This window comes from Spirosoma lacussanchae (assembly GCF_005870035.1).
GTDB lineage: Bacteria > Bacteroidota > Bacteroidia > Cytophagales > Spirosomataceae > Spirosoma > Spirosoma lacussanchae.
This window is the reverse complement of the sequence record NZ_SWJG01000002.1, coordinates 37,041-62,210: the sequence shown is the minus strand read 5'-3', so window position 1 is coordinate 62,210 and position 25,170 is coordinate 37,041. Positions and strand designations below refer to the sequence as shown.

The 25,170-nt window shown below is 55.9% G+C and carries 20 protein-coding genes; 10 read left to right on the top strand and 10 right to left on the bottom strand.

Annotated features, from left to right (window positions below):
• Positions 1–126 precede the first annotated feature (126 nt).
• Both FBR45_RS10740 and FBR45_RS10735 read right to left on the bottom strand, forming a co-directional pair.
• Positions 127–1,131, bottom strand: coding sequence for an NAD(P)H-dependent glycerol-3-phosphate dehydrogenase (locus FBR45_RS10740; protein ID WP_138502158.1), 1,005 nt, complete (start codon positions 1,129–1,131; stop codon positions 127–129).
• A gap of 48 nt (positions 1,132–1,179) precedes the next feature.
• Complete coding sequence (locus FBR45_RS10735; protein WP_138502156.1) at positions 1,180–2,211, bottom strand: Gfo/Idh/MocA family protein; 1,032 nt, start codon at positions 2,209–2,211, stop codon at positions 1,180–1,182.
• A 174-nt stretch (positions 2,212–2,385) separates the two neighbouring features.
• On the opposite strand from FBR45_RS10735, the gene FBR45_RS10730 reads away from it, so the two are divergent.
• Both FBR45_RS10730 and FBR45_RS10725 read left to right on the top strand, forming a co-directional pair.
• On the top strand, positions 2,386–4,860 hold the full coding sequence (locus FBR45_RS10730; RefSeq protein WP_138502154.1) for a DUF2339 domain-containing protein: 2,475 nt from the start codon (positions 2,386–2,388) through the stop codon (positions 4,858–4,860).
• On the top strand, positions 4,857–6,092 hold the full coding sequence (locus FBR45_RS10725) for a DUF3999 family protein (RefSeq protein WP_138502152.1): 1,236 nt from the start codon (positions 4,857–4,859) through the stop codon (positions 6,090–6,092). Before FBR45_RS10730 ends, FBR45_RS10725 begins: the two co-directional genes overlap by 4 nt.
• Positions 6,093–6,110: 18 nt before the next feature.
• On the opposite strand, the gene FBR45_RS10720 is transcribed toward FBR45_RS10725, so the two are convergent.
• The 3 genes from FBR45_RS10720 to FBR45_RS10710 form a co-directional block, all read right to left on the bottom strand.
• Positions 6,111–6,500: a T9SS type A sorting domain-containing protein gene (locus tag FBR45_RS10720; protein WP_138502150.1), complete on the bottom strand. Its 390-nt coding sequence runs from the start codon at positions 6,498–6,500 to the stop codon at positions 6,111–6,113.
• 199 nt (positions 6,501–6,699) lie between these two features.
• Positions 6,700–8,109, bottom strand: a complete 1,410-nt coding sequence (locus tag FBR45_RS10715) for an efflux RND transporter periplasmic adaptor subunit (RefSeq protein WP_138502148.1) — start codon at positions 8,107–8,109, stop codon at positions 6,700–6,702.
• Positions 8,110–8,192: 83 nt separating this feature from the next.
• On the bottom strand, positions 8,193–9,698 hold the full coding sequence (locus tag FBR45_RS10710; RefSeq protein ID WP_138502146.1) for a TolC family protein: 1,506 nt from the start codon (positions 9,696–9,698) through the stop codon (positions 8,193–8,195).
• A 75-nt stretch (positions 9,699–9,773) separates the two neighbouring features.
• On the opposite strand from FBR45_RS10710, the gene FBR45_RS10705 reads away from it, so the two are divergent.
• Entirely contained in the window at positions 9,774–10,571 is a 798-nt protein-coding gene (locus FBR45_RS10705; protein ID WP_138502144.1) for an aminotransferase class IV, read from the top strand.
• A gap of 11 nt (positions 10,572–10,582) precedes the next feature.
• On the opposite strand, the gene FBR45_RS10700 is transcribed toward FBR45_RS10705, so the two are convergent.
• Positions 10,583–11,278, bottom strand: a complete 696-nt coding sequence (locus FBR45_RS10700; protein ID WP_138502142.1) for an ABC transporter ATP-binding protein — start codon at positions 11,276–11,278, stop codon at positions 10,583–10,585.
• Between the two features lie 271 nt (positions 11,279–11,549).
• Here FBR45_RS10700 and FBR45_RS10695 point away from each other — a divergent pair, with 271 nt between their 5' ends.
• Entirely contained in the window at positions 11,550–12,254 is a 705-nt protein-coding gene (locus tag FBR45_RS10695) for a head GIN domain-containing protein (protein ID WP_138502140.1), read from the top strand.
• On the opposite strand, the gene FBR45_RS10690 is transcribed toward FBR45_RS10695, so the two are convergent.
• Both FBR45_RS10690 and FBR45_RS10685 read right to left on the bottom strand, forming a co-directional pair.
• The gene (locus FBR45_RS10690; RefSeq protein ID WP_138502138.1) at positions 12,238–12,507 is read right to left on the bottom strand and encodes a hypothetical protein; all 270 of its coding nucleotides are present in this window, start codon (positions 12,505–12,507) and stop codon (positions 12,238–12,240) included. The two genes, FBR45_RS10695 and FBR45_RS10690, sit on opposite strands and share 17 nt — an antisense overlap.
• On the bottom strand, positions 12,495–13,049 hold the full coding sequence (locus FBR45_RS10685; RefSeq protein ID WP_138502136.1) for an RNA polymerase sigma factor: 555 nt from the start codon (positions 13,047–13,049) through the stop codon (positions 12,495–12,497). The genes FBR45_RS10690 and FBR45_RS10685 overlap by 13 nt, the downstream gene beginning before the upstream one ends.
• A gap of 243 nt (positions 13,050–13,292) precedes the next feature.
• Between FBR45_RS10685 and FBR45_RS10680 the strand changes: the two genes are divergently transcribed.
• The 5 genes from FBR45_RS10680 to FBR45_RS10660 are packed head-to-tail and all read left to right on the top strand — an operon-like array spanning position 13,293 to position 21,988.
• Positions 13,293–13,832: a heme NO-binding domain-containing protein gene (locus tag FBR45_RS10680; protein WP_138502134.1), complete on the top strand. Its 540-nt coding sequence runs from the start codon at positions 13,293–13,295 to the stop codon at positions 13,830–13,832.
• Positions 13,833–13,836: 4 nt separating this feature from the next.
• A complete protein-coding gene (locus tag FBR45_RS10675; protein WP_138502132.1) occupies positions 13,837–15,966 on the top strand; it encodes a PAS domain-containing hybrid sensor histidine kinase/response regulator in 2,130 nt (709 codons plus the stop codon).
• Positions 15,967–15,969: 3 nt separating this feature from the next.
• Positions 15,970–16,662: a LytR/AlgR family response regulator transcription factor gene (locus FBR45_RS10670; protein WP_138502130.1), complete on the top strand. Its 693-nt coding sequence runs from the start codon at positions 15,970–15,972 to the stop codon at positions 16,660–16,662.
• A 46-nt stretch (positions 16,663–16,708) separates the two neighbouring features.
• The gene (locus FBR45_RS10665) at positions 16,709–20,821 is read left to right on the top strand and encodes a nitric oxide synthase oxygenase (protein ID WP_138502128.1); all 4,113 of its coding nucleotides are present in this window, start codon (positions 16,709–16,711) and stop codon (positions 20,819–20,821) included.
• Positions 20,822–20,851: 30 nt separating this feature from the next.
• Positions 20,852–21,988, top strand: coding sequence for a 5-(carboxyamino)imidazole ribonucleotide synthase (locus FBR45_RS10660; RefSeq protein WP_138502126.1), 1,137 nt, complete (start codon positions 20,852–20,854; stop codon positions 21,986–21,988).
• Here FBR45_RS10660 and FBR45_RS10655 read toward each other — a convergent pair.
• Positions 21,985–22,821 carry a fumarylacetoacetate hydrolase family protein gene (locus tag FBR45_RS10655; RefSeq protein ID WP_138502124.1) on the bottom strand — a complete coding sequence of 279 codons (837 nt, stop codon included), beginning with the start codon at positions 22,819–22,821 and terminating at the stop codon, positions 21,985–21,987. The two genes, FBR45_RS10660 and FBR45_RS10655, sit on opposite strands and share 4 nt — an antisense overlap.
• Before the next feature lie 134 nt (positions 22,822–22,955).
• Between FBR45_RS10655 and recO the strand changes: the two genes are divergently transcribed.
• On the top strand, positions 22,956–23,648 hold the full coding sequence (gene recO, locus FBR45_RS10650) for a DNA repair protein RecO (RefSeq protein ID WP_138502122.1): 693 nt from the start codon (positions 22,956–22,958) through the stop codon (positions 23,646–23,648).
• A gap of 3 nt (positions 23,649–23,651) precedes the next feature.
• Here the strand turns inward: recO and FBR45_RS10645 are convergent, their stop codons facing one another.
• Positions 23,652–25,136 carry an alpha-L-fucosidase gene (locus FBR45_RS10645; RefSeq protein WP_138502120.1) on the bottom strand — a complete coding sequence of 495 codons (1,485 nt, stop codon included), beginning with the start codon at positions 25,134–25,136 and terminating at the stop codon, positions 23,652–23,654.
• Positions 25,137–25,170: the final 34 nt, after the last annotated feature.

Genomic DNA, 25,170 nt, shown 5'->3' with positions numbered 1-25,170 from the left:
GCCCGCTTACAGGAGCAAATGTCGTGACGGCTTCCCGATCCGCATAGCTTCATAGAACTATTTAATCTACCGAATTACTAACAAATTAACGGTGCAGGTATACGGCAAGTCCAGATGGCGCCGGGCTTATTTAAGCTTCTGTTGCAGAGTTTTCATCTCCGTAACGGGCGAGGCTCGTTCGTACAGAACGTTATATACAGCCTCTACAATAGGCATATCGACCTGGTACTGTTGGTTGATAGCGTGAATGCTTTTAACGGCATAATACCCTTCGGCAATCATGTTCATTTCGGCCTGGGCCGACTGGATGGTGTATCCCCGGCCAATGAGCGTACCGAAGGTGCGGTTGCGGCTGAAGGGCGAATAGGCCGTAACGAGCAGATCGCCCAGATAGGCCGAGCCGCTGAGGTCGCGGTGCTGCGGGTATACGGCATCGACAAACCGCTTAATTTCCTGCATAGCGTTGGAGACCAGTACGGCCTGAAAATTATCGCCGTAGCCAATACCGCGCGTAATACCCGACGCCAGCGCGATAATATTTTTCATGACGGCACTGTATTCGATGCCGTAGATATCGGCCAGGGGCGATGCCTGGACAAAGCGGCAGGTCAGCAGTCGGGCTACTTCATCGGCGCAGTCGAGGTCGGTAGAGCCGATGGTCAGGTAGGACTGCTTTTCGAGGGCTACTTCTTCGGCATGACACGGCCCGGCAATAACCGCCATCCGGCTGGTTGGCACGCCATACTGATCGCTGACCCAGTCGGTTACGAGCTGGTTTTTCTCGGGAATCATACCCTTGATCGCTGAGATAACGCATTTTCCGGTAAAGTCGCGGGTTTCCAGTCCGCCCAGCGCGTCGCCTACGAAAGCCGCCGGTACGGCCAGGATGATATAATCGCTGTCTTTAAACGCTTCCCGTATTTTGGTGCAGATTTTTACTTTGCGCGGGTTGATCTGGACATCGCTGAGGTAACTCTTGTTGTGATGAAACTGCCGGATGTGGTCGGCATCGGCTTTACTCCGGAGCCACCATTTGATAAGCACATTGTTTTCGGACAGGATCTTGATGAGCGCCGTAGCCCAGCTTCCCCCACCCACCATCGTTATACGGGTTGGTTGTTGAGATTTCATTGGGTAAAGCTAGGAAAAAGCTCGTCTGGTTCAATAAAATGGCGTTTATCACCCCGCCCCGCCCTGTGCCGATGCATAAATGGCATCGATAACCGTCATCAGCCGGGCCCCCTCTTCGCCGGTGCAGATGGTAGAGGGTTTGCCGGCGCAGGCATCCAGAAACGCAACGGTATTTTTCAGCTGGATATCGACTTCATCCAAATATGGAAACGTGATGTCGGCCAGCTCGCCAGCCACCTCGGTATGCAGCACAAACGGGAACAGCTGCGCTCCGCCCTGGCTGCCGAATACCTCCAGATTCCGGTCTACATCGACCTGGTTGTTGAGCGCAAACGTGGCCGACAGCATAATTGAGGCCTTATTTGGGAACGACAGGTACGCCATACCAGCATCTTCTACCTCGAACGTTTGGGGGTTCCAGGTGCCCTTCAGCCCCTTGCCACCCGCTTTGCCAATAAAATCGTAGGTATTGCCAACCACCCGGTCGGGCAGTTCGTAGTCGAAAGCCATCAGGGCCAGATCGAGCACGTGAACCCCCAGGTCCATCAGCGCCCCGCCCCCCTGCATTTCTTTGTTGGTGAAGTAGCCCCAGCCCGGAATTCCCCGCCGACGCAGGAAGTTGGCTTTGATGTGGTAAATAGCCCCCAGCCGCCCCTCCGCCTTGCAGCGCATCAGCAGTTGCCACTCGGGCGTTTGCCGAAGCTGGAAGTTGTAGCCCAGCACCAGCCCTTTTTCCGTAGCCAGTTCGGCCATGTCGCGGGCTTCCTGCGCCGTTAGCGCCGGTGGTTTTTCGCAGAAAACGTGGCATCCCCACGATAGCGCCTGCCTGGTATACGGGTAATGAAATTTGTTGGGTGTACAGATCACCACCAGGTTCGGCTGGCACTCCTGGTACATAGCTTCGGCATCGGCAAACGCGTACGGAATGGCGTGTTTGTCGGCCAGCGCACGAGCTTTGGTCTGGTCGCGGCTGCAAACGGCTACGATCTCAACCCGATCTGAACAGGCTTTCAGGGCAGGAATGTGGTTCGTATCGGCAATACTGCCTCCGCCAATAATGGCTACACGAAAAGCGGGCATAGGAAGACGGCTTGGGGTTGGGTCAGAACAGAGCGGTAAATATCACAGATTCGGGCTATCATTCCTCGCTCCTCTTTACCGGCAACTCAAAGGCTTACCGCTAACTAACTGGCATACAGCACAATTACTCGTCTTTGTTCTAGCTTTGTTTTCTCTCAAGCCTTTTGCCGTACCATGGAACTGTTCTTACTGCTCATCCTTACGCTTACCGCTTTCCTTTTATACAGCCGCTTTGGCTCCGTAAAACAACTGCTCGAGCAGCAGCGTACCGATATGGGCCAGCTGCGGGCAGAATTGCTTCGGCTGCGCGACGAGATTCGGGGCACTGCCGGCGAGACAGGTTCGGCGCTGATCAGCCCGGCCCGCCCAACGCCCCCCGTAGCGGCCCCCCTTGCTCGGCCCGTTGCCGAGCCGGTGCCGCCCGTGGCAGTACCTCAACCGGTACCGACTCCCGAACCAGTCTCGCAGCCCGTTACTAAATCCGCTCCGCAGCCAGCCCCCGTCCGCTTGGCAGTACCGCCCGCGGTTCGGCAACCGGTCCCGCCCCGCCCGTCGCTCATCCGCCGGTTTCTGACCGACAATCCGGACCTGGAAAAATTCATTGGCGAAAACCTCATCAACAAAATCGGCATTGCCATTCTGGTGCTGGGCATTGGCTATTTTGTGAAGTACGCCATCGATCAGCAGTGGCTCAGCGAAGCCGGACGAGTAGCGATCGGGATAACGGCGGGCGCTCTGCTGCTTGGCATGGCCCACCGGCTTCGGAAGACGTTTACAGCCTTTAGTTCGGTGCTGGTCGGCGGTGGTCTGACGGTTCTTTACTTTACGATTGCTATTGCCTTTCATTACTATAACCTGTTTAGCCAGACCGGCGCGTTCGCGATTATGGTTGTCATAACGGGTTTCGGGGTGCTGCTGACGCTGGCCTACAATCGGGTCGAGCTGGGCATTATGACACTGCTCGGCGGTTTTGCGACTCCCTTTATGGTCAGCTCGGGCGAAGGAAACTACATCGTACTGTTTACTTATATCCTGATTCTCGACGTAGGCATGCTGGTTCTGTCTTACTTCAGAAAATGGCTGCAGGTTCACCTGCTGTCCTATGTATGTACGGTTCTGCTGTATGGTTTCTGGCTGTCGGGCAGCGTGGTAGACCAGCCCAGCGCGCCTTATATCGGCGCCTGGGTGTTTGCCAGTTTGTTTTATGCGCTGTTTCTAACCATGAATTTGCTGCACAACCTGAAAGAGAAAACGCCATTTACCCGGGTCGATATCAGCCTGCTGCTGAGTAACACGGCGCTCTACTATAGCGCGGGCATGATCACCCTTGCTCACATCGACGGTGGACGCTGGCAGGGAGCCTTTACAGCTGGACTGGCGGTTGTCAACCTGGCGCTGGCCCGGTTTCTCTCCCGCCAGTCGGGCGTTGATCGTACCCTGCTCTATTTGCTGATCGGCCTGGTGGTAACCTTCGGCAGTCTGGCGATACCGGTTCAGTTAGAAGGTAACTACATTACCATGTTCTGGGCGCTGGAGGCCGTTCTGCTCCTGTGGTTATCGCAGAAATCCGGTCTTCGGTTCATGGCTACCAGTGCCGTACTGGTTACCGGACTGATGCTCATCAGCCTATGGATGGACTGGGAATCGATGTACGGCGACGGGGCCGTTCAATGGCTGCCTGTTATCCTCAACAAAGCCGTTATTACCAGCCTGGTGGCCATTGGGGGTCTGGTCGGCTCCCGTCAGTTACTGAATCGGCAGGAAGCGCCTATTCCTTTCTGGCCCGCCAGTCTGGGCATCAGCCGGTATCGCCAGTTCCTGAGCTATGTCCTCCTGATTACGATCTACCTGGCCGGTGCTCTGGAAACGAACTATCAGGCTATTAACCAGTATAGCTTCGGCCCCAACCGACTTGTTATTCTGGGTGCCTACAACATGCTGTTCGCGGGTGTTGTGCTAGCGCTGGCCTACCGGTCGGGTATGCAGAGCTGGCTACGCCAGGCCGCCGGCCTAGGGCTAGTGGCCCTGCTTCTGTACGTCTTTGTGTTCGCAGCAGCCCCGCTGAGCGTGCTGGCTGACCATTATTATGGGACAAGCCCATCGCTGGCAGGTTTTGGCTGGCATTACCTCAGCCTGGCCTCGCTGGCCGGTATATTGATCCTGCTTCAGCGAATTATTGCCCGGCTCGACCCGTTGCCGGCCGCTGTTGCCCGGTACTGGCCGTGGGTACTGGGGTTCGTGGTGGTGTATACGGCCAGCTGGGAGCTGTACAACCATGTTGTGTTCAGCCGTTTTCCGGGGGTGGCTATCGCCCAAACCAGCGGGCAGAAAGTCCTTTCCTACGACCAGTTCGACGCCGTTCTTCAACAGGTGACCACGGTTGGGCTGCCCATTCTGTGGGGCATTTGCGCCTTCGTGTTTATGTGGCTGGGGCTGTCGCGCAAAAACCGGAGCTACCGGATTCTGTCGCTGGCCTTGTTTGCGCTGACCCTGCTCAAGCTGTTCCTGTACGACATGCGCGATATTTCGGAAGGAGGCCGGGTAGCCGCATTTATCATTCTGGGTGTGCTGCTGCTCATAATCTCGTTCATGTACCAGCGCATCAAAAAACTGCTCAGTGCCGACCAGCCCGATACGCCCGTTCTATGAGAAGATTAATTTGTATGTGCGCTGTGCTGTGTTTACTCATACGACTCAGCGTGGCGCAGTCGTACCGGTACCGGGCCGATCTGCAGCCGGTACGGCAGTCGGGCTTCCACCGGATTATGCTCCCACCAGCCGTAGTGGGCCAGCTTAACAACACACTGGGCGACATCCGGCTGGTCGACAAGCAAGGCCGGGAAGTTCCATACCGGCTCCGCCAATCGGGAGTAGGCCCGGCCAGCCGGTTCGTGGCTTACCCGATCATCAGCCGGAACAGCGTACCGGACCGGCATACGACGCTGGTTGTTCAGCCACCCAACCGGAAACCGATTCAATCGCTGACCCTGTTGGTCAAAAATGCGCGTCTTCAGAAACAGGCCCGACTCAGCGGCAGTAACGACAACCGGCAGTGGTTTGGCCTGCGGGAAAACATCGTGCTCGAATCGCCTGACAGTAAAGACCATACATCCGGTCACCTGCAGCTGGACTTTCCGCTGAGCGACTACCGGTTTTATCGGCTCGACCTGGCCGATTCGCTGACGGCGCCATTGAACATTCTCCAGATTGGTGGGTATCAGCCGGTAGTCGTAACCCCATCGTATACGCCGATCAAGGGCCTGCGGCAGCAGCAGCTAGCCGTCAAAACGACAACCCATACCGATATACGGCTGACTTTTCCGGCCCCGGCCCGGATTGACCGACTCGTTATTCCGATCGATAGGCCCGCCCGGTTTGAGCGCCGGGCCGAACTCGGCCTGATCAGCCGGCGGAGGGGCCGTCGTCGGCGGGTCGAGACGGAATTTGAGGTACTCCGGTCATTCACGCTCCGCTCCGGCGACAGTGCGGTGGTGCTACTTTCGGGTCTGCGTACACCCAGCCTGCATCTGATCATTCACAACGGAGACAGCCCCCCTTTACAGCCTGGGCGTATTCGGGCGTACCAGCGCACGACCTGGCTCACGGCCGATCTGAACGCCGGTACGCCCTACGCGTTGCTCCTAGGCAACGAGCAGCTGTCAGCGCCCCAATACGATCTGACAGCGTTCAGCAATCCGCTTCCCGATGCGTTACCGATCATCAACCTGGCTCCACTCAGCCCGACGAATACCGACACGATCAGTGATGCAGGTTCGATCGATAACAGGTGGTTCATCTGGCCCGCGCTCGGCCTGGCCCTGCTGATCATGGCCATTCAATCGTACCGACTGATCAAGGAGATGCAACGCCCCGTTTCCTGAACCCGTCAACCAGCACCTTTATGGGATAACCGTAACTGATCGATGCACCGGTGTTTCGACGGGGGTCGACACGCTGATTTCACGAATAACCACGTCGAGTCCGTTTGATAGTTTGAGGGTATAGGTTCCCGAGGCTAGTTCGCTCAGATCCAGTTGCAGGCGAGTTTTGGTTTCGGTCTGGAGCATAGTCCGGTTGAAGCAGGCATTCCCTTTCTGATCCAGCAGCTGGATCGACACCTCGCCCCCCAGTTCTTTATCGATGTTCACCACCAATTTGCCACGTATAGACACGTAGGCCCCCATCTGATAGTGGGCTAGTTTGGTTGGTCGGTCGCGCCGGGGCAGCGGGGCGGCCATGGTCAGGTTGACCAGTAAGGTCAGAAGCAGTGTTGTTGCAAGCCTGTTCATAGTAGTAAGAGGTTAGTTGTTTTGTGCTTAGTCGCGTGATAAAGACACGCAGCAAACCAAACGTTACGCCTATCTGGACAAATGGCTCATTTTGTCCATAAGTGGCAGCAACTGCCCCCGGTATCCGGGCTGGTTATAAACGCCAAAACGCCCGACAGAACAGCGTCGGGCGTTTTGGCATCACACAGTCAGAAGCCGATTACTCTTCTTTTTCTTCTGTCTTTTTCTTGGCTTTATTCGGATCACGTTTCGTCACCAGCTCGCCGTCTTTCAGCTTTTTGGATACCGCAATGAACGGACCGGAAATGATCTGCTCGCCCGGCTTCAGTCCCGATATCACTTCGATATTCTCAAAATCGCTGATCCCGGTTTTCACCTCGCGCTGCACGGCCTTACCGCCGACGTTTACAAACACCAGCTCCTTCACCGCTTCCTTCTTTTCGACCTGACCGGCGGGCTTCTCATCAACTGTGCCGCTGGGTCGATCAGTCTGTTCCGGCGTCTCTACCTCCGCACCGCGCGTCGTTACCGCTGCAATCGGCACCGCCAGCACGCCCGATTTTCGGTCGGTAATTACCTCCACCGAAGCCGTCATGCCTGGTTTGAAAGGATATCCTTTCTTGTCTTTCTGGGCCAGCAGGTCGGCATACGAGCTGTTGAGAATCTTGATTTTGACTTCAAACTCCGTTACGGCATCCGACGATAGCGCTGCGGCTGTAGCTCCCGACGAACTCGTAAGTCCGTTGGCCGTATTGGCAATTTCGTAGACAACCCCTTTGAACTTACGACCCGCCGTGGTGTACGAATCCACTTCAATGTCGGCCGTATCGCCCAGGTTCACCCGGACAATGTCGTTTTCGTTGACGTTCACGCGCACTTCCATATTCTGGAGGTTTGCGATACGCATAATTTCGGTACCGGCCATCTGCGATGTACCAACCACGCGCTCGCCCAGCTCAACGTTCAGTTTGGAAACCGTGCCGTTTACGGGGGCGTAGATGGTTGTTTTGCGCAGGTTTTCGGTAGCATCCCGCAGGCTCGCTTCGGCACTTTGAATGCTGAACTGAGCGGCCCGTACGTTTGCTTTTGCCGCTTCAACTTCCTGCTGGGCTACGTTGTAGTTGGCCTCGCTGGTTTCCAGATCGGCCGAAGAAATCACTTTATCCGCAAACAGTTTCCGGTTCCGGTCATAATCGGCCTTAGCCCGGATCATCCGCGCACTCGATTGTGATACTGATGCTTTCGACTGCTCCAGCTGTGCCCGGCTCTGGTTCACCGTGGCCCGCGCCCGCGCCAGCAGCGACTCGTAGTTGTCGGGCCGGATACGAACCAGCAGCTGACCCGCCTTGACCGGATCACCTTCGTTTACGTACAGGCCAATAATTTCGCCTGATACGTCGGGGCTGATTTTCACCTCTACCTGAGGCTGAACCCGGCCCGACGCACTGACGCGCTCGGTAATATTGGTCCGTTTAACCGTTGCAAAGTCTACTTCGGTCATCTTGGGCTTCCCGATCATGCCAGCCTGCTTGGCGGCTACGAGACCTCCCACGAGTAGCACAACGAGTCCACCCAATATCCACCAGATGCGGTTCGATTTCTTCTTCATAGTTCATTATTGAGTGATCGAGCGATGCGTGATTCGGCGCCTTCTGAGCCAGCCGCTCCATCACAGATTCACCTAATTACTTATTAAAACGTAAGCGGTTTATTCTGATAAAAGTCTAATATCTTGGTTCGGAATACGTAATCGTACTTGGCCTGCACCAGGCTGGCGCGCGCCCGGTCGAGGTTACTCTTTGCAATGTTATAATCTACGGCATTGATGGCCCCGGCATTGAACCGGTTTTCCGACGCCCGGAAGGCCTGCTCAAACGCCGTTACCTGCGTCAGGGTAGCCCGGTACCGGTTGCCCGATGCTACTAAGTTAGCGTAGGCATTTTCAATATTCTGCCGCAGCGCCAGCCGGGTGTTGTCGGCCTGCAACTCAGAGTTCTGCCGGTTAAGCGTAGCCAGCTGCACCCGGGTGCGGGCCTGATACCGGTTAAAGATCGGCACCTGAAGCGTAAGACCCAGCGACCGGTTCTGGTTGTTTTTGAACTGCTCGGCGAAGTTAAAATTCTCGAACGAGTAATTCGGCTGATCGATCAGAATCGTTTGCTGTATGCCGTTGATCGTAATCGTTTGCGGAATCTGCGTAACGCCATTCTCGATCCGACGCTGGGCACCGAAGTTGGAGTACAGGGTCGTTATACCGCCGTTCAGGGTCAGCAGCGGCATGTAGTTGCCCCGGGCTACCCGAACCCCTACCTCATCGCTCCGCACCCGCAGGTCGGCGGCCCGCACATCGGGCATGTTATTGGTCGCAATGTCGTAGACCTGCTGGGGCGACGCATCATAATCGGCTACGTTCGGATCGGGCAGCGACACGGGCTGCACACTGATGGCCTGATTGCCAAACAGGTTCATGGCCTGAAGCAGGGCTACCTTAGCCAGATCGATGTTGTTCTGTGCGTTTACGATGGCCAGATCGTCAGTAGCCCGCTGAGCCTGCAAATCGAACAGGGCCGACTCGGCCGCAGCGCCGGCATTGACCAGTTTCTGCGTCCGCTCGTACTGCGACCGGCTCACATCGGCCTGCCGCTGGGCAATGGCCAGCTGCTCCTGCCCCGTCAGTACGTTCAGGTAGTTCTGCACCACCAGCAGGATGACGTTGTTCTGAGTGGCCAGCAGGTTCTGTTCGTTCGACTGAACCAGCAGCGCATTCTGCCGGATGGTGTTTTGCAGAATACCGCCGTTATAAACCGTTACCGACGAAGTCAGCTGAAAGTTGTTCGACAAAATGGAGCGCTCAACAAACTGGTTGGTTACGGGGTTTACGTTAAAACCCGAGCTGAAGTTCTGGGTAGCAAATCCGTTCAGGTTAGGCAGCCGGTTGAGCTTGGACTGTTGCAGCTGAACATTGCTGTTGTTCACCTGAAGCTGGCTTTGCCGAACAGTGATGTTATTTTTCAGCGCAATTTCGATGCACTGCTGCAGGCTGAGCTGCTGCGACGGAGCGATGGCTGCGTCGCCCGTTGCGGGCGAAACGGCCGCTGGTGGATTGGTGGTCGACTGAGCCAGACTGGTCAGCGCGCTCCAGCCAAAACAACACCCCATTACTCCGATTCGTAGAAAGCGCATGCGTCTTGTATTCATTGTGTTTGATGATTCAATGTTACAAACTTACCTTCGGCGCAGCTATCGTTTTAGGATAAACGGCGCAAACCAAGCATGTTTCTGGTTTATAATTCGGATTTACTCGCTGAAGATGCCTTTCAACTGACGGCCAACGACCGGGCATTTCAATATGGTGACGGTCTTTTTGAGACCATTCGTTACGAAGCCGGGCAACTCTGGTTCTGGGAGGATCACCTCAGCCGATTAACAGCAGGCATGGCCGCGCTCCACCTGTTGGCACCGGCTGCGGCCTGGTCAGAGACGCTGCAGCAGCGTGTTCTGGCCCTGCTGGCGGCCAACGGGCTGACGCAGGCCTGCGCCCGGATCAGAGTTCAGGTCTGGCGGCAGACCGGAGGCCTCTATACGCCCACAACCAACCAGTATAACCTGCTGATAACAGCCCGGCCCGGTCAGCCATTTGCTATAACCAATCAGACAAAAATAGGTATTTATCCAGATATACAATTAGCATATTCTCCCATTTCAGGCTACAAAACCGCCAATGCGTTACCGTATGTACTGGCGGGGTTATTTAAGCAAGAGCAAGGCTACCAGGACGCCATTCTGCTCGACCAGCAGGGTCATTTGGCAGAGTGCGTAGCGTCTAACCTGTTCTGGTTTCAACAGGCTGTGCTGCATACCCCGTCGCTACAGACCGGCTGCATCAACGGTATTGCCCGGCGCCAGCTGCTGCGGGCCTTTCCCATCGTTCGGGAGGGGTTTTTCCTGCCCGCCAGCCTGGACGAAGCGGAGTTGCTGTTTACTGCCAACGTTATGGGTATCCAGGTGTATAAAGGGCAGCTGAGCGAAACGCTTCAGGCCAGGCTCCTGACCCTGTTCAGCCCGGCCTGATAACTACCCGCTCACAGGGTAGTACCAACAGCCGGCTGGCCGCTCTCTTCGAGCCATCCGTCTTTCAGCCGCACGATGCGAGACCCGTATTCGGCGTTCAGCTCGGAGTGTGTCACCTGCACGATGGTAACCCCGTCTTTCTGGTTCAACTCCCGAAACAGTTCCATAATATCGCGGGCCTGATCGGAATGCAGGTTGCCGGTAGGCTCGTCGGCAAAGATGACGCTCGGCTGGGCCGCCAGCGCCCGCGCAATACCGACCAGCTGCTGCTGCCCGCCCGACAGCTGAGCCGGGAACAGATCTTTTTTGGCCACCATATTGAACCGGTCGAGCAGCTCAGCCACCCGACTTTTACGCTCCGAGCTGCCTACGCCTTTGTACAGCAGCGGGGTTTCAATATTTTCATAGACCGTCAGTTCGTCAATCAGGTGATAGGCCTGAAACACAAAGCCGATCTGCGTTCGGTGGAGTTCGGTCCGGCGTTTTTCGCTCAGTTTCTGAACGGGCTGATCGGCAAACAGATACTCCCCTTCCGATGGTTCTTCGAGCAGGCCCAGAATATGGAGCAGCGTACTTTTACCCGATCCGCTCGGCCCCATGATCGACACAAACTCGCCCTGCGCGATGCTAAGATTGATAGTCCGCAGTACATAAACCCGACCAAATCCGGCCGGATAGTATTTCGACACGTTGCGAAGTTGAATCATAATCGATTTATTTTGAGTTACTTCAGTCGCGCTGATATTCCGTAATTTGCGGGCCGCGGCTGCAGCCCGGCGCTCTGACCCCGACACCCTGTTCAAGCGCCGTGCCAGCTTCCTTTTCTGGTTGTCTGTCAGTTAATTACCTAAAATAAAACCACTATGACGTCCGATAGCGGACAGGAATTCCTCTAAAACCGGACACTTTTTTTTGGGCTTCATGCAACAATAAGCCATTAACTCGCATCTTGTATCAAATCATTAACTTGTTTCAGCCATGAAAATACTTACTGTGCTGCTGGTTCTCTTTACGGCGAGTCTGAGTACGACCAGCCGTGACTGGAAAAAAGACCGGCCTATATCGAGCTTTACGAAACTAAGCGTTTCGAGTGGCATTGACGTCTATCTGACGCAGGGCAACAGCGAAAGGCTGACGATCGAATCCAAAGGGGTTGACGAAGAAGACGTGAAGTCGGAGGTTCGCAACGGCACCCTCCGGCTGTACATCGAGCGCAAAGGAGGAAACTGGGGGTTCAACTTCGGGCGTGACCGCTACGTCAAGGCTTACCTGACGTTCAAACAACTGACCGATCTGCAGGCATCGGGGGGCGCCGATATACTGGGCCAGGGAACGCTCTCGTTCAACGATCTGAACATCGACGCATCGGGTGGGGCTGATATTAAGCTGAGCCTGAAAGCAAACGACCTGAATGCGTCGGCCTCGGGCGGAGCTGATCTGCTCATCGAAGGGTCGGCCCAGGTACTCAACGCCAGCGGCTCGGGCGGGGCCGACCTCGACGCCCGCAAGCTGGTTGTCGAAGTTGGCAATGCGGTCTCGTCGGGTGGGTCTGACGTCTACATCAACGCCACCCGCGAGTTAAGTCTGAAAGCCTCGGGCGGCTCTGATATTTACTACTACGGCTCGGCCCGGGTGCTGGGCAAGAGCGAGTCGGGCGGGTCTGATATTACAAAAAGAAACTAAACAGCCGACCAGCTGACCACGATGCGACCGGGCGTTTGTAATAAACGACCCGGTCGTACTGCGTTTGTACGATGGCCAGCGTGGTGGCCCGGCCTGCACTGGTGTGGGTAGTGAGGTAGGTCCGGGCTTCGTCATAGGTATCGAAGCCCGTCAGATGGGTACGTTTTTCGGTATGCTGACACGCGATATAGCGGGGCGCCGGCGACGTTGCCAGCAGCCCGGTAACGCAGAAATCATGGTTCAGGACGCCCATAGTGATGCTTCGCAAAGGGTACGAACTTTATCGCGCGACCGTTTCAGGCGCATTTTCACGGCACTTTCTTTCAGGTTCAGCTTCTTGGCAATCTGAAGCACATCCAGCCCTTCCTGATACTTCATCCGCAGAATCAGCGCTTCCTGCGGAGCAATGGATTCCATGGCTTTGGCCAGCTGCTGCAGGTTATTTTCTGCACTGTCACTATCGGCCGACTGCGCTACAGCGTATTCGGTTTCCTGATCCAGATCGGTTGTGGCCAGCCGGTTCGACCGCTTGATCTGATCGATGCAGTAGTTGTAAGAGATCGAATAAAGCCAGGTTGAAAACGACGACCGCTCCTGAAAACGATCCAGGTGAGCAAACATGCGCAGGAAAATATCATGAGTAAAATCCTGAGCCTGCTCCGAATTTTTTGTCATTGAATAACATCTGTTGTATACCTTGCGTACATATCGGTTATACAACAGCTCAAAACACTCGTTAGGGTTAGTATTACGGTACTGACGAATAACTTCTTCGTCATTCAATGCTGGTTTCATACGTTTGAAAATGGTAGAAGTTTTGGCGTAGTTGACTTAAGTACTATTTTGTTCTTTGATGACCCAAATTTGATCTTACTGTTATAGTTTGTGGCCAATTATTCGATGAACTGTACCGTTTTGCCGATTTTTGGAAAACCTAAGTCGATATTCCATTATGATTTGTAATTATTTCATCTAATAATTTTATAATTTGTTACCCATATTGGTATATTGCCAAGGTTTTAATCTCACTGCTTGTACATGAAAGGAATTGTATTTACGGAGCTTTTAGAAATGGTTGAGGACCAGTATGGTTACGCGCTGGTAGACACCATATTGGACCAAAGTAATCTTCCTTCCGGAGGCATTTATACGGCTATTGGGACGTATGATCATGCCGAGATGGTTACTTTGCTGCACAGTCTCAGCCAGCATACAACAACCCCCGTTCATGAGCTGCTGCGGGCCTACGGCCGGTATATGTTTGGTTCCTTTACCCGCAACTACTACCAGTTTATCGAGCGGTCTACCTCTGCTTTTAGTTTACTAAACTCCATTCAGCATTACATACATGTTGAAGTGAGAAAGCTATATCCGGATGCGGAGCTACCCCACTTCGCCATGGAGCAGCCTTCAGAAAACCACCTGAAGATGTATTACCAGTCAGAGCGGAAACTATCTGATTTCGCCTATGGTCTGATCGAAGGGTGCCTGGCTCATTATGGAGAAACGGCCACCATCCGGAAAACGGAGTTGACCGCCGATGGCAGCCAGGTTTTGTTCGACATCGTGAAAGACTAAGCGTATGCCCGACAACGACATAGACCTGATCAAAAGGCGGTTGGCGCGGGAAAAAGCAGCCCGCTTACAGGCAGAGGCCATACTTGAAAAAAAAGCACTGGCCCTCTACAATGCCAACAACCAGCTCCAGCACCTTAACGACCACCTCGAACAGCAGGTGCGCGACAAGCTGGGCGAGCTGGAGCAAAGCGAACAACGCTATCGGCAACTGATCGAATCGGTACAGGACATCATCTACAAAATTTCGCCCAGGGGGTATTTCACGTTCGTTAGTCCGGTAGTTGAGAAATCGCTCGGCTATACGGAAGCGGAATTTGTCGGTACGCATTTTACGCGCTTCGTCGATGACGACTACCGCAAACCCCTGACCGATTTTTACCTGGCCATGATGACCGAAGGCCAGGACAGTACCTACAACGAGTTTCCGATCCGGTCAAAAGACGGTCGCCACGTCTGGATTGGTCAGACCGTACGGCCGATTACCGTCGATGGTCAGATTGTAGAACTGGTAGCCGTGGCCCGTGACGTGTCGGACCGCAAACTGGCCGAACAGGAGCTGGCCAAAGCCCGTCAGGTAGCCGAAGAAGCCCAACGGGCCGAAAAGCAGTTTCTGACCAACATGAGCCATGAGATCAGAACGCCCCTCAACGCCATTATCGGAATGTCGCACCTGCTGTTCGATACACAGCCGACCCGCCAGCAACGCGAGTACATCGATATCCTGAAAACATCGGCCGACTTTCTGCACAGCCTGATTTCCGATCTGCTCGACATGACCAAAATTGAAGCAGGCCGCATTGAAGTGAGTCCGCGCCCCTTCGACCTGGCGGGGCTGCTGCGGGCAACCCAGAAGGTGTTCGAGATCAAACTGCATAACCGCCCCGTTACCATCGACGTGATGCACGACGCCCGTATTTCGGGCGATTTTATCGGCGACGATGTCATGCTGAACCAGATTCTGATGAACCTGATCGGCAACGCCGAAAAATTCACGGAAGAAGGCAGTATTCAGATCACCGCCCGGATTGTACAGGAGGACGACAACCGCTGCTGGATCGAGTTTAGCGTGACCGATACGGGCGTCGGTATTCCAGAAGATAAACAGGGTCTGATTTTCAAGAAATTCAGACAAGTAAATCCGCAGGGACACAAGTACAAAGGAACCGGTCTCGGCCTGGCTATCACCAAAGAGCTGGTTGAGATTCAGGAAGGAACCATCAGCGTCAGAAGCCAGAACGGACAGGGAAGTACCTTTACGTTCAAATTACCCTACGTCCGCGCTACGGCCACGACCGACAACCGGGATGCTGGCAACCCTGTTCTGAAGACAGTGGGTAAACTGCCCGTCAGCCACGTTATGGTCGTTGAAGACAACCTGATGAACCAGACCTATATCGGCAGTCTGCTCACCAAGTGGAAGATTCCGTTCACGCTGGCGTCGGACGGGAAAAAAGCCGTTGAGGAAGCCAAACAGCAGCGGTTCGACATGATCCTGATGGATATTCAGATGCCGATTATGGACGGCTACGAAGCCACTGTGGCCATCCGGAGCACCCACAACCCCAACCAGCACATACCCATCATCGCCCTGACAGCCTCCGCCATGCTCGATCACAAAAGCCTGGCAATGGAAGTAGGAATGAACGATTTCCTGACCAAGCCTTTCGAGCCAAGTCAGCTGCTGAACATACTGGAGCGATACGCCCCAACGGCCGCGTCGGAAGCCGCCCCCCGTAAAACAGACCCTTCGGTTAAGCCGAAACCCACCTTACCAGCCGATGATGTTCTGGACCGGCAGCGACTGTTTGAACTATACGGTTCGGATAAAGAGCATGCCGCCGAGATGTTCGCCACGTTTCTGGACGATGTGGTGCCTGAACTACTCCAGTTACCGGACCTTTGTACCGACCAGAACTGGTCGATGCTGGCTTCTATGGCCCATAAGCTGAAGCCAACGCTGGGTATGGTGGGCCTGTCGAGACTGGAAGATGAACTGCGCCAGATTGAACGGAGCCTGGGTCAGAACGCAGACAAAGAGCCGCTGGTGCAACGTTGTCAGGCGCTGGTCGAAGAGGTTACAGACCTGCTGCCGGTCTTACGGAACGAGATAAAAACGCTTTCTCCAAAAGCTTAATCGATGAGCTTGACATGTATCATTGTAGATGACGAGCTGATGGCGCGGAACGCGTTGCAGCGCATGTGCGAACAGCACGAGGCCCTGAGTGTGGTGGGTACCTTTGCCAGCGCAGCACCAGCGCTGAATTACCTGGCCGAACACAGCGTTGACCTGATCTGGCTCGATGTCGAAATGCCGGACCTGTCGGGCTTCGGACTGCTCGAGCAACTGTCGTCTATTCCGCTGGTGGTGCTCACCACCAGTAAGACCGAGTATGCCTACGATGCGTACCAGTATCAGGTAACCGACTACCTGAAGAAGCCAATTACCCTGCCCCGGTTTAAAATTGCCGTTGAGCGGGCGCTGGAACTGGGGGCGCGTAATCGGCCGACGGTATCGCAGGATCGGCAGGAAATTTACATCAAAACCGACGGGCGCTATATCCGGCTCCCGTTCGACACCATCGCTTATATTGAGAATATGGGCGACTACGTCAAGATCTTCACCACGACACAAACCTATATTGTGTACGCTACCATGAAGTATATCGAGGAGAAGCTGGGCCCACAGTTTCTGCGGGTTCATCGATCGTATATCGTTCACCTCGGCAAGATCGTGGATATCGAAGAGAATACGCTGGTTATTCAAAACAAGGTAATTCCAATCAGTCGGGCCAACAAGTCCGAACTGATGAACCGGCTGAACCTGTTATGACTGATCAACGACGCCTGCCGACTCCATTAAACTCAATATACTTACGATGAATACTTTCTCCGTTCACGATCCGGCTCACTCCCGTGGTCCTGACCTTGCCCCGGCAACGGTCTCTGCCATTCAGGATGAGCTGGCTGCCATGCCACTCCTGACAGCCCCCGAAAAGGTGCTTGTCAAGGATGTATGGAATAAATTCCTGGCTTTTCAGGATATGCTGGTTGAGTTGTTCTTCGAGCGGCTCCTGCACGAGAACCCCGACCTGGCCGAACGGCTGGGCGATTCGGTCGATCTGGTTCCGGGTTATTTCGCGCAGCTGTTCGACCAGAGCGTGCGGCAGCTGATTCCGCAAACCGAGCGTATTCTGCGGGAAAGTTACCGGGGTGTATACCCATCCCAACCGGCTCACCATCAATCAATCGACCAGCAGATAGCGCTCCTGACCGATCTGGGTATGCGCCCCGTTCACTGGATCTCGGCCCGCCGGGTGTGGATGTGGACCATCGCTCAGGTGCCACACCTTGAAGATTACGATCGGGATAATATAGCCAAGGGCAACGAGTCGGCCTTCTACCGCTTTTTCTCGCTCCAGCTGCTGCCCACTGCTTTTGACGTGGATCGGGCCTATGCCAGCATGCTGACGCCGGACATGGTGCAGGTCATGCGGAAAAGCTGCGAGATTATGGCGGCCAACGCACTGGCCACCGGTACGGAGTTTTATCAGGAGCTGTTTCAGACCCAGCCCGAGCTACTCCCCTACTTCGGCCGTACCGACGTTGACGGGCTGGCCGAACACCTGATGCATACGCTGGTGTTTCTGACGCGCTCGCTCGAAGCAGGCCGTGATGTAGCTACGGAACTCCGCGACCTGGGCCGTACCCACCTGCGGGCCGGCATTCCGCCGGAGGCCTATCCTAAACTGGTGGCCCCCATGCTGGCGGTCATGAAACGGCATCTGCCCAACTTCTCCGCCGAGCAGGAGAAGGCCTGGTCGATGCTCCTCATCCGGGTGAGCCATGTGCTGCAACAGCCCATGATCAGCGTACAGCGGCTACTGGCCTCAGCCCGCGAGTTTATTGACCAGCTGGCCACCGAGCTGGAGTGGACCCAGGCCGATCGGATTCGGCGTTGGGGCGAAGTGGAACGGGAAATCAAGGCGACAGGTACCTATACGCAGACCTACGACGAACTGTCATACGGCGCACAGCTGGCCTGGCGAAACGCCACCAAATGCATTGGGCGCATCTCGTGGCGGAACATGCTGGTTCGGGATATGCGGCACGTGAACGACCCCGACGCGATGTTCCGCGAGTGCGTTGAACACATGCGGCTGGCTACCAACGGCGGCATCATCCAGACGGTAATGACCGTTTTCCGCCCCAAAAAACCGGCCGAACGCTGGGGACCGCGCATCTGGAACAGCCAGTACGTCCGGTTTGCGGCTTACGAACAACCCGACGGATCGATACTGGGCGACCCCGCCAACCTGAAACTCACTCAGGCCATTGTCCGGCAGGGCTGGACACCCCCGGCCGAAAAAACCGCCTTCGACTACCTGCCACTGGTCATTGACGTACCGGGGCAGCAGCCGCGTCTGTATTCGTTTCAACCCGACGATGTGCTGCGGGTAACGCTCGAACACCCGCAGTACCCGGCGTTTGATGCCCTCAACCTGCAATGGTGTGCGGTGCCGGCCATTACCAACTTCCGGCTCGACATCGGGGGCGTTCAGTACGGTTGTGTGCCGTTCAACGGCTGGTTTATGGAAACCGAAATTGCCCGCAACCTCTGGGAAGAAGGCCGCTACAACCTGGCCGAACCCATTGCCCGCAGCTTCAACCTGGACACCTCCAGCGCACTCTGGCACGACCGCGCCTTTCTGGAGCTGAATGTAGCCGTACTGCACTCCTTCACCAAAGCCCGGGTTACGCTGGTCGATCACCAGACGGCCGCCCGCCAGTTTATGACCCACGATCAGCGCGAAAAACGAGCCGGTCGCGAGTGTCCTGCCCAGTGGTCGTGGGTGGTGCCGTCGGCTGGCGGCAGTACGACGCCCGTCTGGCACCACGAAATGCGGGATTTTTACCTGAACCCCAGCTTTCACTACGCGGCCGACCGCTGGTCAGTTATTGATGATCAGTACGTCATGGCTGATGATCAGGTGATGGCCTCGACACCGGTTGCGCAGCGGCTGCTCATCCTGTACGGATCGGAAACCGGCACGTCTGAAAGCTACGCCCACCAAACCGCCCGCCGGCTGAGTCGATATCATCCGCGGGTTATGGCGCTCGACGAATACGATCTGGCGCAACTCCCTCAGGAACAGTGGCTTCTGATTATCTCATCCACGTTCCGAAAAGGGGAACTACCAGCCAACGCTCAGCACTTTTACGCCCAGATCAGACAGTTGCCCGATGGAGCCTTCAACAAACTTCATTTCGCGGTACTGGCCCTGGGCAATACCGTTTACCCGCACTTCTGCGCAGCTGGTATCATGCTGGACCAGCAGCTGGCCCGGCTGGGCGCTAACCGGGCAGCCGCCCTGCACAAAGCCGACGAAATCAACGGCCAGGCCGCTACCTTCCGGCAGTGGCTGGGTCTGGTAGCCCGCTTGCTGGGCGAAGATCCGAGCCGATCGACCGAGGAGCAGACCAGCCAGGCCGACTGGAAACTTCAGGTGTCGTTTGTTGATGCGGAGCAGGTCGATACCGCCGAGACGGATAAGCGGCTCCATCGCCACCCCGGCGTCGACGTGCCCGTAATCACCAACCGCGAGCTGCTCAAAGAGGTGATTGTAGGCAGCCGGTCAACCCGATTCATCGCGTTCGATATTTCAGAGACCGGCCTTACCTACGAAACCGGCGATCACGTTGTCATTTACCCACACAATCCACCCGACCTGGTGGAGCGGATTTGCCATCAGATCAACATAGACGCCGACGCCTATTTTTATACCTCTCTGACAACCCCGGAAGGAGCCGACGTCCTGGGCGATCATACGTACCCGGCTCCGGTGCGGGTAGGCGACGTGCTGACCAAAGACCTCGATCTGTCGCTCCGCGAACCCTACGACGAGCTTGTCGATGCCCTGCTGGCGGCTGCCCAGGACCCGGCCGAACGCGCCATGCTGGAGAGCTGGAGCGAACTGCTGAACCGCGACGAGTATGACCCCGATGGGCAGGCCCTCAAAAAACACATTACCGACGCATTTATGAGCGTCTGCGATTTGCTGGATGCGTTTCCGTCGGCAGCGCTCACATTCGGTCAGCTCATTGAGCTGCTACCCCGCCAGCGCCCCCGCCTGTATTCGATCTCATCCTGCTCGCTGGTGTACCCGACTGAGATCCACGTTACGGTTGGCGTTGTGCAGATCACCACCGATGAAGGCTATACGCGACCGGGTCTGTGCTCTAACTATCTGGCCCGGCTAACCACGGGTGATCATGTCAGGCTATCGGTACGCACCTCCAACTTCCGCCCCCCGCGCGATCCGCAGGCGCCAATGCTCATGGTCGGACCCGGAACGGGCCTGTCGCCCCTGGTTGGTTTTCTGCAGCACCGCGAAGTACAGCTTCGTATGCTCCGGCAGGCGCAGCAGTCGGCCAGCGGCCATGCTCTGTCCGATGCGCCGTCGGCTACGCTCAACTACCCCGTAAGCCCGCTGCTGAAAGCCATGAACGGCCGACCCAAAACCGGCTGGAGTTCGGCCCGGCCGGGCGAAACACGCCTGTTTTTCGGCTGCCGCAACCTGAACGACTACCTCTACCAGCAGGAACTGGAAACCTGGCACGAAGAAGGCATCCTGACCCACCTCGACGTTGCCTTTTCCCGGCTGGGCGAAGACCGCATCTACGTGCAGGATCTGATGGGACGGCAGGGAGCCGCCATCTGGGAGGTGCTGTCGCAGCCCGATTGTCACTATTATGTCTGCGGAGACGCCAAGATGGCCGACGACGTATTTGCCGTTCTGCTCAATGTGGCCCGCACGTATGGCGGTCTGTCGGCTACCGAAGCGGTCGAGTTTTTCAGGACCATGCAGCACGAAAACCGTTTCTTCATGGACGTCTGGGGGGTATTGCTCAACTTCAAACAGTCGATGGCCGAAGTGCAGGCCGCCAAGTATACGCAGGGAGAACGCTGGTTAATGGATCGAATCGGGTAATTTTGCCCACTCATTCATCCGTTCACGCTCTTGACACCGACTCTCGGAATTCTGGGCGGAGGGCAGCTGGGCCTTATGCTCCTGCAAGCCGCCATTGACTGGAACCTGCGTGTGCACGTGCTCGACCCCGACGCCGACGCACCCTGCCGCCATTTGTGTACTCAATTCAACACCGGCTCCCTGACCGACTACGATACCGTGTATCAGTTCGGCCAGGGAGTCGATGTGCTGACGATTGAGATTGAGCGCGTTAATGTAGACGCACTCGAAGCCCTCGAACGCGAAGGAAAGCGCGTATACCCCCAGCCCGCCGTTATCCGCGTTATTCAGGATAAACGACTTCAGAAGCAGTTCTACCGCGACAATAACCTGCCCACGGCCGACTTTATCCTGACCGACAACCGCGCTGACGCCATCCGGCAGATCAACCAGAACCCGGCGTTACTGCCCGCCTTTCATAAACTCGGCCGCGACGGGTACGACGGGCGGGGCGTTCAGCGAATCGCTACCGCAGCCGACGCCGACAAAGCCTTCGACGCGCCGGGCGTACTCGAAAAAGCGGTCGACTTCGAGAAAGAGCTGGCCGTTATCGTGGCCCGTAACGAAGGGGGCGACGTGCAGACGTTCCCGACCGTAGAGATGGTTTTTCATCCGGAGCTGAACCTGGTCGAGTACCTCTTCGCCCCCGCCGAAATTACCGCCGACATAGACCGGCAGGCGCAGGCCATAGCCCGCCAGACGGCCGATGCGTTTGGCATTGTCGGGCTGCTGGCCGTTGAGCTGTTTCTCGACAAAGCCGGTAACGTACTCATCAATGAAGTAGCGCCCCGGCCCCACAACAGTGGTCATCATACCATCCGGGCCAACGTAACCTCCCAGTTTGAACAACACTGGCGGGCCATCCTGAACTACCCCCTGGGCAACACCGACGCCTACCAGCCAGCCGCCATGCTCAACCTGCTGGGCGAAGACGGGCATACCGGCCCGGCGCGCTACGAAGGACTCGAAACGCTGCTGACCATGCCGGGGGTGTTCCCCTTCTTTTACGGCAAAGCCATTACCAAGCCATTCCGGAAGATGGGCCACGTTACGGTTATGGACACCGACATGGATGCCCTTCGCAAGAAAGTATCGGCTGTAAAAACGGGAATCCGGGTAGTGACCTAGGCTACCCGATTGGTCAGCGTTCCGATTCCGTCAATGGTGATACGAACCTCATCCTGACTGGCCAGGGTAAAATCATCGGGCGGAACGATACCGGTGCCGGTCATGAGGTAGCAACCGTTCGGAAACGAGCACTCCCGAAACAGAAACGAAACCAGTTCGTTATGCTGACGCTTCATCTGGCTGATGGCAATGCGGTTGCTGAAAACAGGCTGACCCGCCCGGAGAATATCCAGCTGTATCTGCGCATCGGGCGCGATGGGCGATTCGGGCACGTACAAACAAGGCCCGAGAGCCGCGCTGCCGTCGTAGGTTTTGGCCTGCGGCAGGTAAAGCGGATTTTCGCCCTCAATGCTGCGTGAACTCATGTCGTTACCGCAGGTGTAACCAACAATCTTACCCAACGAGGTCATAAACAGGGTCAGTTCGGGCTCCGGCACATTCCAGGTCGAATCGGCCCGAATCCGGACGGCGTCGCCCGGTCCAACGACCCGCTCGGCCGTGGATTTAAAAAAGAGTTCGGGCCGCTCAGCGTCGTAAACGCGGTCGTAGAAATTATCGCCCCCCGATTTTTTCGACTCTTCCATCCGGGCGTCGCGGCTCCGCAGGTAGGTTACGCCCGAAGCCCATACTTCCTGCCGGCCGATGGGAGCCAGCAGGTCGATTTCGGCCCACTGTTGGTACTCGTCAGATGGCGTGTTCTGGGTGGTGTACTGGCGCAGTATGGTATGGAGGTCATCCTGATTGACGAGTTCGTCCCAGTCCGTAACGGGGAGGTGATAATACTGCTGCTGATCACTCAGAACGATACCGGAGCGGGTTTTATACAGATGCATAGGAACGCTAAAACTAGATCGTGATAATAGTACAGTGAATAAATGCCAGGCGGGCGTAGAATTACTGACGTCGGCTGCTTTTTTTGCTGCATTCGTTGTTAACCAGGTATACGGTTCCCTTTCCTTGAGTCCTGATGCTGCAGAAAACCCGGGGCATTGCCCTTAGCTACATCCGCTACCGCGAAACGTCGATCATTGCCCGCGTTTACACCGAAGAATTCGGTTTGCAAAGCTACATTGTGAACGGCGTACGGTCGGCCAAGAGCAAAAATAACCGCATTGCCCTCTTTCAGCCGCTAACGTTACTGGATATGGTCGTCTATTACAAGAACGACCGCGATCTGCATCGGCTTTCGGAGGTAAAAACGCTGCATCCGTTTCAGAGCCTGCCGTTCGAGGTGACCAAATCGACCATTGCACTCTTCGTTACGGAGATGCTCAATAAGGTCCTGAAAGAAGAGGCCGGCAGCCCAGTGCTGTTCCGGTTTCTGCTCGACTCGGTCCTGTTTCTGGAAGAAGCCCGGTCCAACTACGAAAATTTCCACCTGATCTTCCTGCTCAAACTGTCGTTTTTCCTGGGTTTCGGTCCCGAAGGCGCGCGCGAGTTCGAAGACCAGCTGCGCGAGAACTCCTACCCCTTCTTACCCGATGCGGCTGTTGAGGAAGCGCTGAACACCATGCTTCGGAAACCCTTTGGCACGCCTATCTCGCTGACCCGAACGGCCCGAAACGAATTGGCTAATGCGCTGGTTGCGTACTACCAGATCCATATCGATACGGTTGGCGACGTAAAATCACTACCCGTCCTGCGCGAGGTACTTGGCTGATGATCATAGCTTTACGGACGTAACTTTCACGACACCGGCTCCGTCCAGCACATCGCCCGGCTGCAGGCCCGACAGGTCAATGCTCAGATCAGTGCCCACCCGTTTCCAGGGCAGTTTTTTGGCCGAACCCAGCAGTGTAACGGTCGACGTTTCGGTCATGAGTACATTCTGAAGGGTTAGCTGCGGCACGTAACGGGGCACGATGGCATAGAGGGTATTGGCTTTTCGGGTAAAAAAGGCGTTGATATGCGCTTTCCCGCCCGGTTGCGGTTTGGTCAGCTCGCTTACGTCATAGCTGGTCTGGTAGCCTCCTTCCTTGACGTCGGGTCGCTGACCAGCGCTCCACTGACGCGGCACTGTCCAAGCTTCCGCGTCGAATATGGCTTCGCCATTCCGATCCAGCCAGTCCCCCAGTTGCCTCAACCGGTCTTCCATCAGGTCAGGAATGCGCCCGTCGGCGGTAGGGCCGATGTCGAGCAGCAGGTTACCGCCCCTCGATACAATATCAGCCAGAATCAGTACGAGGTCGGCTCCGCTTTTGTAGTCGGTAACGGTTTCCATGCGGTTGTACCCGAACGACTGCCCCATACCCCGGTTCTCTTCCCACACCACACTGGCATCCATACCCGACCCGTATTCGGAGGTGAAGTACGTGCTCCGATGCACCTTCCGGGTGTTCTTGCCCCAGCGGTCGTTGACCACTACTTCGTTCTTCACCGGCGATTCGTTATAGAGCCAGGCCAGCAGGTCGGGGCTTCGCCACTGCGTATCGGTCAGGTCCCACTCGCCATCCGAGAAGATAACAGACGGCTTGTAGCGCGTTACCACATCCTTAAACTGCGGAAACAGGTGTTCGTTGACAAACCGGCTTTTGTCGGCCTGCAGCCATACCGGGTTGTACCATTCATACAGCGAATAATAAATGCCCATCTTTAGCCCGGCTTTCCGAACCGAATTGCTCAGATCGCCGAGCAGGTCACGCTTAGGCCCGACCGAAACCGCATTCCAGGGCCGACCCCACGACCGATCGGCTTCGGCGCTGGGCCAAAGGGTAAAGCCTTCGTGGTGTTTGCTGGTCAGCACCACGTACCGCGCGCCCGATTTCCTGAACACCTCGGCCCAGTGGTCCGGCTCGAACAGCTCCGCCCGAAACTGGGGGGCAAACTCCTTATAGTCGAAGCTGGCTCCGTAATTCTTCGCGTGGAACGCTTTCACCTCCTTGTGGCTGTGCCGGTCGGTCTCCATCAGATTACTCCAGTACCATTCAGAATACCCGTCGGGCCGAACGGGCGCATAAGCCGGCACAGAATACGTGCCCCAGTGGATAAAGATGCCAAACTTGGCTTTCCGGAACCAATCGGGAATAGGCCGCTGGTCGAGCGACGCCCAGTTGGGTTGGTAAGGTTGGGCATGAACGGGCGAACCGGTTCGGATAAACAGAGTGATCAGCAGCAGAAAGGCCGTGTGCGCAGCTTTAATCGATTGCATGAATAGAGAGAAAAGGGTGGGTCATGAAAAGGTT

What these genes read in the sequence shown, in the direction of transcription:
- FBR45_RS10740 (WP_138502158.1), bottom strand. Translation starts at nt 1,131, where the DNA reads ATGAAATCTCAACAACCAACCCGTATAACGATGGTGGGTGGGGGAAGC.
- FBR45_RS10735 (WP_138502156.1), bottom strand. Translation starts at nt 2,211, where the DNA reads ATGCCCGCTTTTCGTGTAGCCATTATTGGCGGAGGCAGTATTGCCGAT.
- FBR45_RS10730 (WP_138502154.1), top strand. Translation starts at nt 2,386, where the DNA reads ATGGAACTGTTCTTACTGCTCATCCTTACGCTTACCGCTTTCCTTTTA.
- FBR45_RS10725 (WP_138502152.1), top strand. Translation starts at nt 4,857, where the DNA reads ATGAGAAGATTAATTTGTATGTGCGCTGTGCTGTGTTTACTCATACGA.
- FBR45_RS10720 (WP_138502150.1), bottom strand. Translation starts at nt 6,500, where the DNA reads ATGAACAGGCTTGCAACAACACTGCTTCTGACCTTACTGGTCAACCTG.
- FBR45_RS10715 (WP_138502148.1), bottom strand. Translation starts at nt 8,109, where the DNA reads ATGAAGAAGAAATCGAACCGCATCTGGTGGATATTGGGTGGACTCGTT.
- FBR45_RS10710 (WP_138502146.1), bottom strand. Translation starts at nt 9,698, where the DNA reads ATGAATACAAGACGCATGCGCTTTCTACGAATCGGAGTAATGGGGTGT.
- FBR45_RS10705 (WP_138502144.1), top strand. Translation starts at nt 9,774, where the DNA reads ATGTTTCTGGTTTATAATTCGGATTTACTCGCTGAAGATGCCTTTCAA.
- FBR45_RS10700 (WP_138502142.1), bottom strand. Translation starts at nt 11,278, where the DNA reads ATGATTCAACTTCGCAACGTGTCGAAATACTATCCGGCCGGATTTGGT.
- FBR45_RS10695 (WP_138502140.1), top strand. Translation starts at nt 11,550, where the DNA reads ATGAAAATACTTACTGTGCTGCTGGTTCTCTTTACGGCGAGTCTGAGT.
- FBR45_RS10690 (WP_138502138.1), bottom strand. Translation starts at nt 12,507, where the DNA reads ATGGGCGTCCTGAACCATGATTTCTGCGTTACCGGGCTGCTGGCAACG.
- FBR45_RS10685 (WP_138502136.1), bottom strand. Translation starts at nt 13,049, where the DNA reads ATGAAACCAGCATTGAATGACGAAGAAGTTATTCGTCAGTACCGTAAT.
- FBR45_RS10680 (WP_138502134.1), top strand. Translation starts at nt 13,293, where the DNA reads ATGAAAGGAATTGTATTTACGGAGCTTTTAGAAATGGTTGAGGACCAG.
- FBR45_RS10675 (WP_138502132.1), top strand. Translation starts at nt 13,837, where the DNA reads ATGCCCGACAACGACATAGACCTGATCAAAAGGCGGTTGGCGCGGGAA.
- FBR45_RS10670 (WP_138502130.1), top strand. Translation starts at nt 15,970, where the DNA reads ATGAGCTTGACATGTATCATTGTAGATGACGAGCTGATGGCGCGGAAC.
- FBR45_RS10665 (WP_138502128.1), top strand. Translation starts at nt 16,709, where the DNA reads ATGAATACTTTCTCCGTTCACGATCCGGCTCACTCCCGTGGTCCTGAC.
- FBR45_RS10655 (WP_138502124.1), bottom strand. Translation starts at nt 22,821, where the DNA reads ATGCATCTGTATAAAACCCGCTCCGGTATCGTTCTGAGTGATCAGCAG.
- recO (WP_138502122.1), top strand. Translation starts at nt 22,956, where the DNA reads ATGCTGCAGAAAACCCGGGGCATTGCCCTTAGCTACATCCGCTACCGC.
- FBR45_RS10645 (WP_138502120.1), bottom strand. Translation starts at nt 25,136, where the DNA reads ATGCAATCGATTAAAGCTGCGCACACGGCCTTTCTGCTGCTGATCACT.